A 16287-nucleotide genomic window follows, 5' to 3' on the forward strand; every position below is an offset into this window, starting at 1 on the left:
CGGGCATTGGATCCCGCAACACGTGCGGGATGACCGCTTCAAGTTGCCGCGAGACCTCGCCAATTCCTTCGTCATTGCCCGGCTAGACCGCGCTATCCATGCCTTGCCCTAGCCTCAAAGTGCACATGATCGAGTAGAAACGAAACGGGATAGATCACCGGATCAAGCCCGGAGATGACCGCGGAGGATGCGGTCCGCTAGGCACGCGGCGAAGGCAGACGGTATCAGATGGACCAGCCCGTCCTGCAATTCTCCGTGACCGGTAAGGCACCGGCTTGCCAAGTTCTTCGGCACGGTTCACATAGGATACTCAGAAATTTCAATCCGGTAGCAGGGACAGAAGATGTCAGAACCTCAAGATGCAGCTGCGCTGCGGGCCATTAAACCTGTCATATGTTATCCGCCGGAAACTCTGCCTGCTCCCAATCTTGAGCTTTATGCCAAGGCGCGTGAAGGCGCTGAGAAAATCGGCGAAGTGACCGTTCCTCCGCGCGAAGCGGCCTCAATCGACGTCCCTGAGGGCTGTTTTCTGAAGATCACCTCGATAGAGGGACCCCAAGTCGGCGATCTCAATCTGTTCAACAGCGCAGATCTTTCTGAGCGGTTTTATTCGGGCAAAACCCGGGCGCTGCACGGCACTCATGTAACAACCGGAGACCGGCTCTGGTCGAATTTCCCGACCTTGCGGCCTTTGGCAACGGTCACCACAGACACGCTTAATTGGTACGGCATCGATGAATTCGGCGGTTCGGTCCACGATGTCATCGGCACCCGGTGCGATCCTTATACCGGCCGGGCGCTTGGCGGACGGGACTATCACCACTGTTGCCACTCAAACCTCACACGGGAACTCGCCCAGGCAAAAGGATTGAGCCTTGAAGAGGCCGAAGCCTACGTGCATGACGTCCTCAATGTCTTCATGTGCACCGGCTTTACCCGGGACACCGGACAATACTTCATGAAGGCCAGCCCTGTGCGGCCCGGCGATTATCTGGAGCTGTTTGCTGAAATCGGACTTCTGGCGGTGATGAGCGCGTGCCCTGGAGGAGATTGCGGATCGGAACACTCCAGCGACACCGCCCCCTGCCACCCGATGCTGATGGAAGTTTTTCGGCCTCAGACCGGCACTTTGAGCGGCTGGCAGTCCCCTGCTATCAATCCTTACGACCGCAGCCACGGCCTTTGACAGGCAGAATCACTTTTTGACAAAGCGGCAATCTGTGCTCTGCATCACCCTTTTTGCTGCCGTACAGTTGTAACTTTTGCGTGCGTGTCCGGGTTTTTCTTATCTTACGCGCGGTTTCTGTTGCCCAATTGGTACAAAACCCAGCGCATGAACCGTGATCACGGACACGTGAGATAGGAAAATTGCTGTGCTTGCGCCATTATTGTTAACAGTGCGGCAAGGACGCTTTTTTATCTTTAGAGAATAGATTCGCACCTTCGTAAGAGGGCTGGGCGCTGATGGGGAAACACTATGAGAAAACTTTTTTATCTGGTAGCGGCGCTTGTGGCGGGAGCGGTGATGCTTCAAGCACCTGCGTTTGCACAAGGCACATACTTTGATCCGGTAGCCAAAAAATGGCTCACCATGAAATATCATCCGGGCGGACCGTCTCCGATCAAGCGCAAACGGGTCCGCTATGATGGGCCTTACAGCCCTGGAACAATCGTCATCGACACATCCGAGCGCCGCCTCTATCACATTCAGTCCAACGGCCGGGCCATGAAATACGGCGTTGGTGTTGGCAAAGACGGTTTCCAGTGGGCCGGCACACACCGGGTGACCCGTAAAGCCGAATGGCCGAGCTGGACGCCGCCGGCACAAATGCGGGCTCGTGAGCGCCGCAAAGGCCGGATCCTGCCGGCATATATGGAAGGTGGCCCGAACAACCCGATGGGCGCGCGTGCGCTTTACATCGGATCAACGCTTTACCGCATTCATGGCACAACTGAGCCGTGGACTATTGGTTCTGCCGTTTCATCCGGCTGCATCCGCATGGCCAACGAAGACGTCATTCATTTGTATAAGAATGTTGGTGTCGGCACGAAAATCGTCGTCAAGCGGTAACGCTTTTCCGACCACGACCAGAAAAAGCCGGGCCATTTGGTCCGGCTTTTTTGTTTGGGTTCGCAGTCTAGAGCGCCGGGCGTTCTAAGCAAAAAATCAAACAGGCTGCAATTGGGCATCTAGCAGGGCTAAAGCTGCGGCTTTTGCCGCTTCGGCCGGATCTGGATCGAAGCCCATATGGGCGGCAACGATGGCCCCTTCCTTCAAGACCAGGATCTGCCGCGCCAAGAGCTCAGGATTACGGGCGCCCGCCTCCCCTGCGATCTCGGTAAAGGCCTTTAACAGCAGCCGCTTGTGTTCGGCCGACTGAACATAGGCTGGGTGGTCGGGCTCCTGAAACTCAGACGATGCCTTAATGAACATGCAGCCGCGAAATGCCGGCTCGGAAAACCATTCCTTCAAGACATCAAAACACGCCGCGAGCTTTTCTTTCGGCGCGGCTTGTTTTTCGTCGAGACGGCGGAAAAACCAATTGCGGAAATTTTCGTCACGCAGCCGCAAGACCGCCAGAATCAATTCGTCCTTGCTGCGGAAATGTTTGAACATGGTGGTTTTGGAGATGCCGGTTTCTGCCACCAATCGGTCCATTCCGGTGGCGTGAAAGCCATCCCGGTAAAAGATCGTCAGTGCTTTGCGCACCAGTTCATCACGTTTGCTTGGCCGCATGAGGTTCCTTTCTGTACTAATCTGTAAATAGATATTTTCCTGCCATCTCGCAAGTCCCCTCAATAAGACCGTGCGAAAATGACGACCGGATAACCCACGCCGACAAGGGCTTTATCAAATTGGCAAAGGCGTTTTCCCAAGGAGTCCGGGCGCGTGCAGCCTCCCGCTTCTGACATTATCGGCGAAATTTTTCCGAACGCACCCTTGATTTAATGTACAGATCGGTACATATAAAATTCATAACTGAACAAATCGGTACTTACTACTCTGTCCATTTAATGAAAGGCGCTGTCATGTTTTCGATGAGACCTGCCTACCCTCCCGGAGTTTATGCTCTTGGCGCCGTGACCTGCCTTCTTCTCTTGACCCTTCACGTTCTACGTCCAGCTGGCGAAGACCAGCCTGCAGACCATCTAACCACCGCCCCATCTCACCACATTCTCGCCATGGAGTTTCCACTTGACTGAGACCCGTCCCCCATTGCCACCGTTCACCGAAGAAACGGCCCGGCAAAAAGTCCGCGCAGCGGAAGATGCCTGGAACAGCCGGCAGCCGGAAAAAGTAGCGCTTGCCTACACCCCTGACACCCAATGGCGGAACCGCTCGGAATTTCCGAAAGGCCGCGAGGAGGTCGCCCGGTTTCTCACTCGAAAATGGCAACGCGAACTGGATTACCGCCTCATCAAAGAGCTTTGGACGTTTGCAGCCAACCGCATTGCCGTCCGTTTTGCCTATGAATGGCGTGATGCGGATGGCCAGTGGTTCCGCTCCTACGGCAACGAAAACTGGGAGTTTGCCGAGAGCGGCCTGATGCACCGGCGTTTTGCCAGCATCAACGACCTCAAGATTTCCAAAGCTGAGCGCAAGTTCCATTGGCCGCAAGGCCCGCGGCCCGCTGACCATCCGGGCCTCAGCGATCTTAATGTCTAACACCTCCGGGAGGGAGCCTGTATGGCCCGCGCATTTTCAGAAATCGCCTTCACGAAAACGGTGCGGGCCATACAGGAGCAAAACGGTTCGCGGCGCAGCTACGCGCCCCTGGACGACCCTGAGATTGATCCTGGCAACCGGTTCACGACAAACGAGACCCGTTTTGTCGAAGCCAGAGACGGATTCTATCAGGCCACGATTTCGGAAACCGGATGGCCATATGTCCAGTTCCGCGGCGGACCAATCGGATTTTTAAAAGTCCTGGATCCCACCACTCTCGCTTATGCCGATTACCGCGGCAACCGGCAGTACATCAGCACCGGGAACCTGACTGATAACCGCAATGTCTGCCTATTTTTGATGGATTATCCGAACCGTACCCGGTTGAAAATCTGGGCGACAGCGGGACAAGTACCGCTCAAAGACAATGAAGATCTTTTGGACCACGTGCACGACAGCACTTACAGGGCGCTTCCGGAACGGATCATCCGCTTGAAACTCCAGGCCTTTGATTGGAACTGCCCGCAGCACATCCCGCAGCGGTTCACGCTGGCTGACCTCGCTCCCGGCATCAACGAATTGCGCAGCCGGATCCGTGAATTGGAAGAAGAAAACGAAGAGCTCAAAAACTTCCTGAACACAAAACAACCTGTCGCGGAATGAGCAATCTTTCAGTCTTTTCAAAAACCTGACATCAGGAGCAAACCATGTTTCTTGTTCCAATGCACCGCTGGATCCTAGTGGCGGGATTTTTTCTTTTCGGCATCCTACTGCCCGCGTCCGCCCTGGCTTCAGCGGATACCGCTTGCTTTTCCAGATCACCTCTGAATGCAAGAGCTGGAACAATCGATAGCCCACCACTCAAGATCAGTGTCTCAGGCAATCCAAATGGCGCCACGCTATTGCTCCTCACACAGTCCGAAACCTCGCCCCTCAGGGCAACTACTCGGCGCTTGTCGCGAGATCATCTGATTATTCGTCCCTGTATCCCGGCGAATCTTGGGCTCGATCGCAAGGGCTTGGAACAGAACGCCCAACAGCTCGTAGAGACGATCAGGGCGAATGGGTTTTCCAGATTTGTGCTCGCCTTCGATGCTGAATTTTCTGATTTGGCAGCCCGCATATTGGAGATTTCTGGCCAAAAACTTGCCGGCCTTATCGGCAGTAAAGCGTTGGGTGGCAATCAGTCTCAAAACCGCTTGGCCAAATTGGTGCGCACCTATTGGCCGGATACTGATCCGGATCTCTTCCAATCCATGCAAACCGTCATTACGGCCGAAGACGATCGGATCCAGGCGACCGTTGGTTTCCATCAGCCCACCGCAGCTGACCCAGGTGCCACCTGGTCGGCTCAGTTCCTACTTAGAGCCTATTCTAGTGCAGAAAAACGCGCACCGACTGACAATGCAGCTAGTTTAAGCGAAATGCTCGGACCGGATTGGGCGGAATTGACTACGGCAAGCGATTTGCCTGTGCTTATCTATCTGCCGGCAAATGCCCCTTCCTATGCAAATCAGACTATGCTGTTTTCACAAAAAGTATCTTCTTTTCTCAGCCGCCGGTCCAAGCCGGAAAGGGTTCCGGCAAAGATCAAGACCGCGTCCAACTAAGGCCAAGGTTAGCGGTTGAGGCCTTTGTCACCTAGCTCCTGCAGATATCCACCCCAGTGTTTGGAGCGCTCGGTCGCCAGTTCGTTTAGATAGGTCCAGCTGAAAATACCGGAATGGTGCATGTCATCGAAGTGAATGCGAACCGCATAGTTGCCGACCGGATCGATCTTCATGATTCCAACGTTCTTTTTTCCCGGCACCGTCTTTTTCTGGGATGGATCATGGCCCTGAACCTCTGCGGATGGAGAACACACACGCAGGTATTCCGCACTCAGCTCATGGCGCTCGCCATCGTCAAACGCAACTGAGAGCGTCTTGCGGTCCTTGGAAACGCGCAATTCAGTCGGCCAGGGCGTTGATTTGTCGGTCATCGTGTTTTCATCCGAAATCTCTAACAAAGGCTGCGCGACGATACCGGCACCGTGTTGCGGGTCAAGCAGCATTTTGTCCAGCCAATTTGACCGCTTCATAACCTGCGAGTGCAGCTTGACGGGCTTTGCTGTGATCGACGATCGGCAAAGGGTACGTCTCACCAAGCTGAACACCGGCTTCTGATAGTATTGAAGGCGGCGCTTCGAACGGCGCAAACAGATATTGGGTCGGCAAGGCATTCAATTCCGGTATCCAGCGGCGCACATAGTCCCCATTCGGGTCGAACTTGTGACCTTGTGAAATTGGATTGAAGATCCGGAAATAAGGCGCGGCATCCGCACCGGATCCGGCCACCCATTGCCAGCTTGCCGAATTGTTGGCCAAATCCGCATCAACCAGTGTATCGCGGAACCAGGCTTCGCCGTGTTTCCAATGAATGCGCAGGTGTTTGATCAGAAAACTTGCCACAATCATCCGCACGCGGTTGTGCATGTAACCTGTCTGCCAGAGTTCGCGCATGCCCGCATCCACCATCGGGTATCCAGTCTGCCCGCGTTGCCAGCTTTTGAGATCTTCTGCGCTGTCGCGCCAGGGGTAAGCATCAAAGGTCGGACGCCAGTTTTTCTCCGGCAGATCCGGAAAATGATAGATCAGATGATAGGCAAACTCGCGCCAGGCGATTTCGGACAGGAATTTCATACCGTCCCCGGCCAAAGCCGGATTGTGGGCCATCGCATGCTGCGTGGCCGACCAGATCTGGCGCGGTGAGATTTCGCCAAAATGCAGAGGCGCGGACAAACGAGACACATTCGGCAGATCCGGCCGGTTGCGTTTGTCTCCGTAACCACAAAGACCGCTCTCCAAAAACGCAATCAACCGCTTCTGGGCACCCTGCTCTCCCGGTTGCCAGATGGTGTCCCAGCCAGCTGCCCAGTTCGGCTTCTCCGGCTGCAAATCGAGTGCGCCCAAGTCTTCATCGTTGGCATAGGGTGTAAACACGATTTCTTCAGGGGCCGCGAGAGGCGCTGAAACGGCGAACTGCTGCGCGGCCTTCCAGAACGGCGAATAAACCTTGAAGGGGCCGCCGGTTTTGGTGGCCAACTCCCAGGGTTCAAACAACAATGACGCCTTGAAACTGCGCACGTCAATAAACTGAGCTTTCAGATCCGCTTTCAGATCGGAATCGCGTTGAATGGCATGTGGTTCATAACACCGGTTCCAATAAACGCTGTCCGCCCCACTTTCCTGCACAAGCTGTGGGATCAGATGCCTTGCGCAGCCGCGTAGAATGATGAGGCCCGGTAACTGCACCTTGAGCGCTGCCAGGCTGTGGTGCAACCACCATTTGCTCGCGCCACCTAAGGGATGGCTCTCGCCAATTTGATCTGGCGGCTCGTGAATGTAGACAGGCAGAACCGGGCCCCGCCGCGCAGCTTCAAGAAGTGCCGGGTTGTCCGAAATCCGCAAATCCTGCCGGAACCAAACGATTGTCGTCATGCAGCCTCTTTTCGGTTTGATTGAATACGCGTGCAAGCAGGTTCGGATCATTTCTTTTCCACTCCCCCCTCTGCCTAGTCGCCCAAAAACCAAATTTACTCGCGCTCTTGATTTAGTGCGATTTCGGACTATATAGTTCGATATCGCACTTTATAGGAGCTTGCCATGACTGTATCTCGCCGAAAAACCCTCGCCCTGCTGGGTGGCGGCCTAATCCTTGCCGCAACCGCTACGGCTGGTGCGTTTGTGGCGACACGTTCTCCAGAAAAGGCTCTCCAACCTTGGGAGAAGGCTGGCACCTATGATGACCCGCGCCTGTTTGCGTTGTCCTATGCCTTGCTCGCGCCAAACCCGCATAACCGCCAGCCCTGGCTGATTGAGCTAACTGGAGACGACGCCTTCCGCCTTCACCGGGATGAAACCCGCGAACTGCCGCATACTGATCCCCATCTTCGCCAGATTTTTGTTGGGCTTGGCTGTTTTCTGGAACAAATGGCGATTGCTGCAACCATCAAGGGCTTTAAGGCACAGATCGATCTCTTTCCAGAAGGATTGGACGGCCCGATTGCCGATGTGCGGCTCGTAGAAGGAGCAAAAGTCGACCGCTTGGCCGATCACATCATGGACCGGCGCTCGTGCAAGGAACCTTTTCAGGAAAAACCTGTTCCTACTGCTTTGCAGGATGAACTTCGCCAATACGGATCTGTCTGGACGAAACCTGGCGATGTTGACCGGATCAAAACCCTGACTTGGGACGCCTGGATGACGGAAATGAACACCCACCGCACACTCAAGGAGAGCGTCGACTTGATGCGTTTCGGCAAAGCGGAGATCAACGCCAATCCGGACGGCATTGATCTTGGCGGGCCGTTTCTTGAAAGCCTGATGGTGGCCGGTCTGCTGACCCGCGAAAGTCAGCTTGATCCAGCGTCTACCGGTTTTCAGGAAGGGGTGAAAATGTACAGCGACATGCTGAAGGCAACACCCGCTTACATCAGCCTGACGACACCGGCAAATAGCCGGGTTGATCAGATCGACGCCGGGCGCCGCTGGCTGCGGCTGAACCTGGAAACAACCCGTCTTGGCCTGGCTTTGCATCCGGTGAGCCAAGCGTTGCAAGAATTTGAAGAAATGGCGCCGCACTATGCTGAAGCGCATCGCCTGCTTGCCAAACCTGGCGAAACCGTTCAGATGCTTGGGCGCTTAGGTTTTGGCCCGGCGCCGGCGCGCACGCCGCGCTGGTCCTTGGAAACACGGATGATGAATGGATAACAGCTCGCGGCATACGCTCTTCAGCTTCTTCAACGAAGTCGGTATCATTGCACAATTGAGCCGGGCCGCTATGGAAGCCCGGCTGCCGGATGGGCTGACCTTGCCGCACTTCAGTGTCATCAATCATTTGATCCGAGTGAAAGACGGCCAGACACCGCTTGCTCTGGCCAAAGCTTTTCAAGTTCCCAAAACTACCATGACCCATACGCTCAGCGGATTGATTGATCATGGGTTCGTGGATATCCGGCCAAATCCCAAAGATGGCCGGAGCAAAACCGTCTGGCTCACAGAAGCTGGCAAAACCTTCCGGGAAGACGCGATCAAGTCGATTGATCCCGATATGACCGCGCTCAAAGATGCAATTCCGGAAGAAAAATTCGCCGAGATTTTGCCACTGCTGGCGGAAGTCCGCGCGTTTATGGATGCTTATCGGGACTGAAAATCCATTTTATTGGCACGCAAGAAAATGCATTGCCATGTAATCCCACAATTGCACCGAACCGTTTCAAAGGAATCCCCGGCGCAAGGTCGGGGAAACGTTCTGCAAACAGTTGTAGGGGAAAGATTAGGCCGGTACCGGGACTTTGGCTTCTTTGCGCAAGCGGCCGAAATGCTCGTCCCAACCAGCATCCAACGCGCTTAACATCATAAAGGCAGCTTCGCCGGCTGCATTCTCGATGCCTTCGTGTGTCAAGGTTAGCCGTGTCCCGCCAGCAGCTTCCTCCAAGATCCAGCTGACCGTCGTCAACGCACCCTGAAGCTGTTCAAAGGTAAACGAATAGACTAGCCGGTCGTATGGTCTCATTTCCAGGACCGTTCCCCAACACACGCGGGTCATGTCCTTGTGTTGGTTAAGCAGCGTATATTCTTTACCTTCCTTCAAATCCTCTTCAGCTGGATGAAACCAGCGCGCCAGCTTGTCCTTCTCCGTCAGAAAAGCCCAGACCACATCCTTGGGGGCATCGAGAATGATTGTTTTGGTCAATGTTGTTGCAGTCATTCCTTGGTCTCCTTTTGCTCTTTCATGTCCTTGGCAATTTCACGCTGCAGTTTGGAAAGTTTGCTGTCCCAGAAGCGGTCGAAGTATCCCAGCCACTCGAAAGCCGATTTCAGCGGTTCGGGATTAAGTTCATTGCGCCGTTCGCGGCCATGCACACGGGTTTTGATCAACCCGCCCTCTTCCAGGATCGTCAGATGTTTGTTGATCGCCGTGCGCGAGATTTCGAAACGGTCGGCAATATCAGCTATGGCCAGATCCTCGTCTGCCAGATGCAGAAGGATCTGGCGCCGGGTTTGGTCCGAAAGTGCCCGGAAAACGGCTTGTGGTCCGGAATTCATATTGCCTCCACTATATAACACCATTTGGTGTTATTTATATGTCACCTTTTGGTGTCACTTCAAGAGGTAGCAATAAATAATTCTCAATACCTCGATGTGCCGGCGTTTGATCGAAGTCACCGCCTGGAACGCGAATTCGTGCTTTAGGACAATTTGACAGACCGAAACTGGCAAGTTTACCGTCTGTCTGAAAAAGGATGGTCCGCTCCGCTTTCATTTGAACTCGGCGCGGAGAACTCCATATGATAGCCGGAAAGAACCGGTGGCGCGTGGGAGAGACATACGTGACAGACATTGAGGCTCAAAAGGCTGCTCAAGCCGCAACTAGCGGCCGGAAAACGGTTGCGCCAATGATCGACCCTTTCGGCCGTGCGGTTTCCTATCTACGGGTTTCAGTCACAGACCGCTGCGATTTCCGTTGTGTCTATTGCATGGCAGAAGACATGACCTTCCTGCCTAAGCGCGAAGTTCTCAGCCTGGAAGAACTGGACCGGCTGTGCACCGCCTTTATCGAAAAAGGTGTGCGCAAGCTGCGTCTGACCGGCGGCGAGCCACTGGTACGCAAGAACATCATGAGCCTGATCCGCAATCTTGGACGTCACCTGGACAGCGGCGCGCTGGAAGAACTGACGATCACCACCAATGGCTCACAGCTCGCTCGCTACGCCGATGAACTCTATGACTGCGGTGTGCGGCGGATCAATGTTTCTATCGATACGCTTGACCCGCAAAAATTTAAGGCCGTCACCCGCTGGGGCGATTTGGGCAAGGTTATGGATGGGATTCGGGCCGCGACTGAGGCCGGCGTGTCCATTAAGATCAACATGGTCGCGCTGAAGCAAGTCAATGAGCATGAAATCGTGCCGATGCTGGAGTGGTGCCACGAGCACGGCCACGATCTGACCTTGATCGAAACCATGCCCCTTGGCGAGATCAACGAAGACCGGACCGATCAGTACCTACCGCTGTCGACAGTAAGAGAACGCCTCGCACAGCAGTTCACCCTGACCGATATACCTTATAAGACCGGCGGCCCTGCCCGCTATGTCACGATTGAGGAAACCGGTGGCCGGATGGGCTTCATCACACCGATGACGCATAACTTCTGCGAAAGCTGCAACCGCGTCCGGGTAACCTGTACTGGCCAGCTTTACATGTGTCTTGGCCAGGACGATATGGCGGACTTGCGGGCGCCCTTGCGGGCATCTGAAGGCAACGGCCTCTTAAGCGATGCGATCGATGAAGCCATTGGCCGCAAACCAAAGGGCCATGATTTTGTCATCGACCGGACAAGCAACCAACCGGCAGTCTCCCGTCACATGAGTGTGACTGGTGGGTAGTCTCCGAATTTCAGAGAATCAATTCGACATACCGGCGTACTGACGTGCGCCGGTTTTATTATGTATTGGCAAACTCATTTTGCTGTTTTTCGCCAGCATATACAGCTGCCACCGAAATGATGCCGCCAACTCCGCCGACGAACATGACCAAGATCATCGACATTTCATCACCGCCGGCGACACCTGCAGAAATCATGTAGGCCACAAGGCTACTGACAACGGCCCCGACGCCAACTTGAAAGAAACTGACCAATCCGGCAGCCGTTCCCGCAAGCTCCGGCCGCACACTTACTGCGCCAGACTGCGCACTCGGAAGACTGATCCCATTTCCAAGACCAATAAAGAACATTGGGAGGAAGAAAAGTGGCCCGTTCAAACTGTCGGTTAGGGTTCCGGCAAGCAGCAACGACACACCAAAAAATCCGATCACAGCCCCACCTGCAATCATACGGATAATTCCGACCCGCGCGGCAATCCGTCCGGTAATATAGTTGCCGAGAATGTAGCCCAGCGACACCACCATCAAATAGAGGCCGATTTCCTTCGCCGTTAGTCCAAAGGAACTGACCGCGACAAAGGGCGCGCCCCCCAGATAGGCGAAATACAACCAGGCCATAAAGACGGCGACCGCGCTAAATGCCCAGAACATTTTTTCCCGGCATAGCAAATAGTAGCTGTTCCCGATTTTCTTCACACTGACCGGCGCCTTGTTGTGAATGGTTTCCGGCAGGTGCGTCCAGGAAAAAATGGCGACCCCAATCCCAAACACAAGCATCAAGATAAAGCCGCCCTGCCAGCCGTACTGCTCATCCAGAAAACCGCCAATCGCTGGGCCGATAGTGGGAGCGACCGCCATCCCCATCGTCACATAACCAATCATGCTGGCGGCTTGTTCCCGACCGTAAACATCACGCACCATTGCTCGTGCGAGAACAAGACCCGCACCGCCGCCAAACGCCTGAATTATCCGGGCACCAATCAAAAACTCAACGGTTGGTGCCAGCAAGCACAACGTGCTTCCGATCACAAAAAGGAACATCCCGGCGACAACCACGGGACGGCGGCCATATTGGTCCGATATTGGCCCCAAAATGATTTGGCCGACAGCGATGGCAATAAAGTAGAACGCCATCGTCAGTTGGATATCTCCAGCTGACGCCTCAAACGCCTTCATCATACCATCCATGGACGGCAAATAGATGTTCATTGCAAAGGGGGACAGGCTTGATATTGCCACGAGGATTGCAACGGATGGTATCCGTTTCGAATCGCCGGAGGGCTGTGCAGTCAGTTCAGTGGCCATAAAAAACGATCTTTCTACTGAACACAGACCTTAGAAACGACTGCTCAGGAAATCAATCTCAAAAATAGAATTCTGACCTAATTATCGCATAAGTTGCAGGTCAATTTTACTCTGCTGCGCCCAACCTGCGCTCGCGGATGAAACTATAGGTTCCTGAAAAAATAACAATAGCAATTCCGACAAGTGTCAGGACGTCGGGTATATCCCCCCAAACAAGATACCCCAGAGCAATTGCCCAGACGACTATCGAATACCGGAAAGGCGCCACTACAGCGATCTCTCCCAGCCTCATTGCCAAAATGATAAAAACATACCCTGCCAGAACAAAGCCTGCGGCACCGCTCAAATACCCGATTTCGGTGAATGATAATGGTACCCAACCGGAAGCAAATGTTAGCGCTGCTCCGAGTAGAGTGACAGCCACAAAACTGATCAGCGCGACTCCCAGTGTCGGAACATCGGCCGGCAACTGCCGTGTTGCCAGATCGCGCAGAGCCATGCAGCCGACACCGGCCAGGGCAATTAGCGAAAAGACATTAAACCCCTCAAGTCCCGGCCGGATGATGATTAAAACACCTGTAAACCCGATCATGATAGCGCTCCAACGCCGCCATCCGACCGGGCTTTTTAGAAAGACCGCTGCTGCCGCCGTCACGACAAGGGGCAAGACCTGCAAAATGGCCGTGGCATTGGCAATCGGCAATTGGAACAGGGCTGTGAGATAAAGCAAAGTTGCCGCTGTTTCGGCAAAAGCCCGAACCAGAACCGCTGGATGCATCAACACCCGTGCATTTTGGAACATGCCGGTCACATAACCGGCAATGCTCAGCACCGCGATACAGATCAAACCTCGAACAAGAATGATTTGGCCCAATGGCACAGCATCAGACGCCATCTTAACGAGCGTGTCGTTCAGTATGAACCCGGCCATCGCGACAAGCATCGCAGCGATTGCCTGGCTGTTCTTCTGCCGTTCCATGAAGACCTTAAAAGAACCGGGCAGCCACTCTGCCACTGCCCGGCCTCTCTTGAATGATTGAATTAATCAAAAACGATCGATGGCGCGGCCCGTCCGCCCCCAACGGTTTCAGCTTCGATACCAGCCACGACCTTGGCAGCGATCTCCTTATAAACTTGCGCCGCTGGCCCTTGCGGATCGGACACGACAATCGGTGTTCCCGCATCCGAAGTTTCGCGGATCTTCATCGCGAGCGGGATTTCACCCAGGAATGGAACATCTAGACGTTCGGCATCGGCGCGCGCGCCGCCGTGGCCAAAGATATCGTGCCGGCTGCCGCAATCCGGACATAGGAAATAGCTCATGTTTTCCACGACCCCCAGAACCGGCACATCGACTTTTTTGAACATCGCCAGCCCTTTCCGGGCATCGATCAGGGCAAGATCTTGGGGCGTTGACACGATAACAGCGCCTGCGAGCGGCACCTGCTGAGCCATGGTCAGCTGCGCATCTCCGGTTCCCGGAGGCATATCGACAACCAAAACATCCAATTCACCCCAGGCGACTTCCCGCAACATTTGGGTGAGCGCGGAAATCACCATCGGACCGCGCCAGATCATCGGCGTTTCTTCTTCCACCATGAACCCCATGGACATGACCTTGATGCCATAGCCTTCCAGGGGTTTCAGCATCCGCCCGGACAAGGCTTCCGGCCGGCCGGAAACGTTGAATAGACGCGGGACCGACGGGCCATAAATATCGGCATCGAGCACGCCGACCTTCAGACCGTTTGCTGCCATGCCCAGCGCCAAATTGGCCGTTGTCGTCGACTTGCCAACCCCGCCCTTGCCGGAGGCGACCGCGATGATGTGCTTGATGCCAGGCACTCCAGGCTTGGCAGACGACTGTTCCTCAGCCGGACGCTGCGGTGCCCGAGCTTGCGGTGCCGGACGAGACGGCTGGCTTGGAGCACTGCCTGGTGCGCGCTCAGCTGTCAGCGCAACCATGGCGTTTTCAACGCCATCAATTTCCTTGACGACCTTTTCCGCAGCCTGGCGCAAGGGCTCCAGTTCCTGAGCCCGTTCGGCCGGGACAGTGATTGAAAAAGCCACGCGACCATCGGACACAAAAACGTCCGAGACCAATCCCAGGGAGACAATATCTCCCTCCAGATCTGGCCCTTTGATCTGGCGCAGCCGGTCCAGCACAGCGCTCTTAACGGATTCACTCATGGAAGCGTCCTGTCGTTCACAGGTGACAACGGCCCCTCCACCGCAAATGTCACCTTCTTGGAAGATATGTGTCTTCGTTTCTTAGGGTCGTTGGGGTCTGGTTACAAGGTCTGGCGCCTGCGCGAGATTGTCTCCCTGACACTTGAAGGACAATGTTCTCCTTGACGCTTGGCTGTAGAGACAGAATAGTTTTCCTCCAACCAGATTCCGTTCCTTATTCGAGACACTTTATGACCACTTGTCTGATTACCGCAGCCAATCGCGGAATTGGCCGCGAACTTGTCCGCGCAGCCCTGTCGAAAGATTGGACCGTTTACGGTTCCGTGAGAACAGAAGACGCCGCTCGAGATGTTTCTGAAAGCTTCGACGGAAAAGTTACGCCACTGATTTTTGATGTGACCGATCATTCAGCCGTCAAAGCTGCGGCTGATTATTTGGACGCGCCGATTGACGTCTTGATCAACAATGCCGGCATAATCGGCCCCAAAAACCAAGACCCGCTGAATATGGACTACTCCGGATTTCAGGAAACGCTTGCCGTAAACACGTTGGCGCCGCTCGCAGTTGCACAGGCGTTCTTGCCTCATCTCCTCAAAGACCATCCCGGCAAGATTGTTACGATCTCCAGCCAGATGTCCTGGATGGGCTATCGAAAGCCCGACAAACTGGCCTACCGCGCTTCCAAGGCAGCAGTGAACAAGGTCATGCAGGGCTTGGCCACAGAGCTTGAAGACAAAAATGTTCCGGTCATTCTGATAGATCCGGGCTGGGTCCGCACCGATATGGGCGGCGATGGCGCCGACAATGACCCGGCCGATGTTGCCAAGGGTGTGATGGCCATTTCAGAAAATCTGACGGTTCAGGATACGGGCAAATTCTTCAAATGGACCGGTGAAGAACGCCCCTTTTAATGTCTAAGTACCTTGGAACCACAAAACATCAATAATCCGGAGTTCCCATGCCCTGGCCCGCCCCAATCACTTTGACCGGAACGCACGCCTCGCTCGTTCCCCTGACGATGCAACACGCCGATGATCTCGCCGAAGCATCTGCCGAAGGGGATCTTTGGAAGGCCTGGTATACGAGTGTTCCCAGACCAGACGGCGTGCGTGCGGAAATTGAACGTCGTTTGTCTTTGCAAGCATCAGGCTCCATGTTGCCCTTTACCGTGCTGACACCGGATGGCAAGGCCGTCGGCATGACCACCTATATGAACATCGACCCGGTTCATAAACGTGTTGAGATCGGCTCCACCTGGTACCGCAAAGCGGTTCAACGCACGGGGCTAAACACTGAATGCAAACTGATGCTTTTGACCCATGCGTTTGAAGACCTGGAGTGTATCGCCGTTGAGTTCCGCACCCACTTCATGAACCGGCAAAGCCGGACAGCCATTGAACGCCTTGGAGCGAAACTGGATGGCGTCTTGCGGTCTCACCAGCGCACCGCTGATGGCGCCCTCCGGGATACCGCGGTCTATTCGATTCTACCGCACGAATGGCCTGCGGTTAAGAATGGTTTAATGTTTAAGTTAGACGCCGCCCGATAAAGGAATTGCACACAGGAAGATCAACCAGTGTAATTTTACACAGTTTTCTTGCCCCTATCCCACAATAGGAAAGCACTGAATTCTGCACATCTCTTTGAGAATGCCACAAAGAAGTAATTTCTTCTTCCGCATTGGATCAGATTTTAAGC

18 protein-coding genes are annotated in these 16287 nt (G+C 54.5%); 10 read left to right on the forward strand and 8 right to left on the reverse strand.

Features of this window, described 5'->3' with window-relative positions:
- The first annotated feature begins 343 nt into the window (after positions 1-343).
- Together ACOOFE_RS14635 and ACOOFE_RS14640 are read left to right on the forward strand one after the other, a co-directional pair.
- Positions 344-1186 carry an urea carboxylase-associated family protein gene (locus ACOOFE_RS14635; RefSeq protein ID WP_420410737.1) on the forward strand — a complete coding sequence of 281 codons (843 nt, stop codon included), beginning with the start codon at positions 344-346 and terminating at the stop codon, positions 1184-1186.
- 291 nt (positions 1187-1477) lie between these two features.
- Positions 1478-2071, forward strand: a complete 594-nt coding sequence (locus ACOOFE_RS14640) for a L,D-transpeptidase (protein WP_420410738.1) — start codon at positions 1478-1480, stop codon at positions 2069-2071.
- Positions 2072-2167: 96 nt separating this feature from the next.
- Here the strand turns inward: ACOOFE_RS14640 and ACOOFE_RS14645 are convergent, their stop codons facing one another.
- Positions 2168-2737 (reverse strand): TetR/AcrR family transcriptional regulator, encoded by a 570-nt coding sequence (locus ACOOFE_RS14645; protein ID WP_420410739.1) that lies wholly within the window; start codon positions 2735-2737, stop codon positions 2168-2170.
- Positions 2738-3196: 459 nt separating this feature from the next.
- Between ACOOFE_RS14645 and ACOOFE_RS14650 the strand changes: the two genes are divergently transcribed.
- The 3 genes from ACOOFE_RS14650 to ACOOFE_RS14660 are packed head-to-tail and all read left to right on the forward strand — an operon-like array spanning position 3197 to position 5277.
- On the forward strand, positions 3197-3667 hold the full coding sequence (locus tag ACOOFE_RS14650) for a DUF1348 family protein (RefSeq protein ID WP_420410740.1): 471 nt from the start codon (positions 3197-3199) through the stop codon (positions 3665-3667).
- Between the two features lie 21 nt (positions 3668-3688).
- Positions 3689-4330, forward strand: coding sequence for a pyridoxamine 5'-phosphate oxidase family protein (locus tag ACOOFE_RS14655; RefSeq protein ID WP_420410741.1), 642 nt, complete (start codon positions 3689-3691; stop codon positions 4328-4330).
- A 44-nt stretch (positions 4331-4374) separates the two neighbouring features.
- Complete coding sequence (locus ACOOFE_RS14660; protein WP_420410742.1) at positions 4375-5277, forward strand: hypothetical protein; 903 nt, start codon at positions 4375-4377, stop codon at positions 5275-5277.
- A gap of 8 nt (positions 5278-5285) precedes the next feature.
- Here the strand turns inward: ACOOFE_RS14660 and ACOOFE_RS14665 are convergent, their stop codons facing one another.
- Complete coding sequence (locus tag ACOOFE_RS14665; protein WP_420415581.1) at positions 5286-5648, reverse strand: gamma-butyrobetaine hydroxylase-like domain-containing protein; 363 nt, start codon at positions 5646-5648, stop codon at positions 5286-5288.
- 61 nt (positions 5649-5709) lie between these two features.
- Positions 5710-7146: a cryptochrome/photolyase family protein gene (locus tag ACOOFE_RS14670; RefSeq protein ID WP_420410743.1), complete on the reverse strand. Its 1437-nt coding sequence runs from the start codon at positions 7144-7146 to the stop codon at positions 5710-5712.
- Positions 7147-7311: 165 nt separating this feature from the next.
- Between ACOOFE_RS14670 and ACOOFE_RS14675 the strand changes: the two genes are divergently transcribed.
- Together ACOOFE_RS14675 and ACOOFE_RS14680 are read left to right on the forward strand one after the other, a co-directional pair.
- On the forward strand, positions 7312-8418 hold the full coding sequence (locus ACOOFE_RS14675; protein ID WP_420410744.1) for an Acg family FMN-binding oxidoreductase: 1107 nt from the start codon (positions 7312-7314) through the stop codon (positions 8416-8418).
- Positions 8411-8857, forward strand: coding sequence for a MarR family winged helix-turn-helix transcriptional regulator (locus ACOOFE_RS14680; RefSeq protein ID WP_420410745.1), 447 nt, complete (start codon positions 8411-8413; stop codon positions 8855-8857). The genes ACOOFE_RS14675 and ACOOFE_RS14680 overlap by 8 nt, the downstream gene beginning before the upstream one ends.
- A 126-nt stretch (positions 8858-8983) precedes the next feature.
- Here ACOOFE_RS14680 and ACOOFE_RS14685 read toward each other — a convergent pair whose 3' ends face one another.
- Complete coding sequence (locus ACOOFE_RS14685; RefSeq protein ID WP_420410746.1) at positions 8984-9418, reverse strand: SRPBCC family protein; 435 nt, start codon at positions 9416-9418, stop codon at positions 8984-8986.
- Positions 9415-9756: an ArsR/SmtB family transcription factor gene (locus tag ACOOFE_RS14690; protein WP_141187018.1), complete on the reverse strand. Its 342-nt coding sequence runs from the start codon at positions 9754-9756 to the stop codon at positions 9415-9417. Before ACOOFE_RS14690 ends, ACOOFE_RS14685 begins: the two co-directional genes overlap by 4 nt.
- 350 nt (positions 9757-10106) lie before the next feature.
- On the opposite strand from ACOOFE_RS14690, the gene moaA reads away from it, so the two are divergent.
- A complete protein-coding gene (gene moaA, locus ACOOFE_RS14695) occupies positions 10107-11096 on the forward strand; it encodes a GTP 3',8-cyclase MoaA (protein WP_420415582.1) in 990 nt (329 codons plus the stop codon).
- A gap of 58 nt (positions 11097-11154) precedes the next feature.
- Here the strand turns inward: moaA and ACOOFE_RS14700 are convergent, their stop codons facing one another.
- The 3 genes from ACOOFE_RS14700 to ACOOFE_RS14710 form a co-directional block, all read right to left on the reverse strand.
- Positions 11155-12399: a multidrug effflux MFS transporter gene (locus ACOOFE_RS14700; RefSeq protein ID WP_420410747.1), complete on the reverse strand. Its 1245-nt coding sequence runs from the start codon at positions 12397-12399 to the stop codon at positions 11155-11157.
- Between the two features lie 106 nt (positions 12400-12505).
- Positions 12506-13414, reverse strand: a complete 909-nt coding sequence (locus ACOOFE_RS14705) for a DMT family transporter (RefSeq protein ID WP_420410748.1) — start codon at positions 13412-13414, stop codon at positions 12506-12508.
- Between the two features lie 26 nt (positions 13415-13440).
- Positions 13441-14589: an Mrp/NBP35 family ATP-binding protein gene (locus tag ACOOFE_RS14710; protein WP_420410749.1), complete on the reverse strand. Its 1149-nt coding sequence runs from the start codon at positions 14587-14589 to the stop codon at positions 13441-13443.
- Between the two features lie 230 nt (positions 14590-14819).
- Between ACOOFE_RS14710 and ACOOFE_RS14715 the strand changes: the two genes are divergently transcribed.
- Both ACOOFE_RS14715 and ACOOFE_RS14720 read left to right on the forward strand, forming a co-directional pair.
- Positions 14820-15500 (forward strand): SDR family oxidoreductase, encoded by a 681-nt coding sequence (locus ACOOFE_RS14715; protein ID WP_420410750.1) that lies wholly within the window; start codon positions 14820-14822, stop codon positions 15498-15500.
- Between the two features lie 47 nt (positions 15501-15547).
- Complete coding sequence (locus ACOOFE_RS14720; protein ID WP_420410751.1) at positions 15548-16138, forward strand: GNAT family N-acetyltransferase; 591 nt, start codon at positions 15548-15550, stop codon at positions 16136-16138.
- Positions 16139-16287 lie beyond the last annotated feature (149 nt).

The organism is Roseibium sp. (assembly GCF_965216085.1).
GTDB lineage: Bacteria > Pseudomonadota > Alphaproteobacteria > Rhizobiales > Stappiaceae > Roseibium.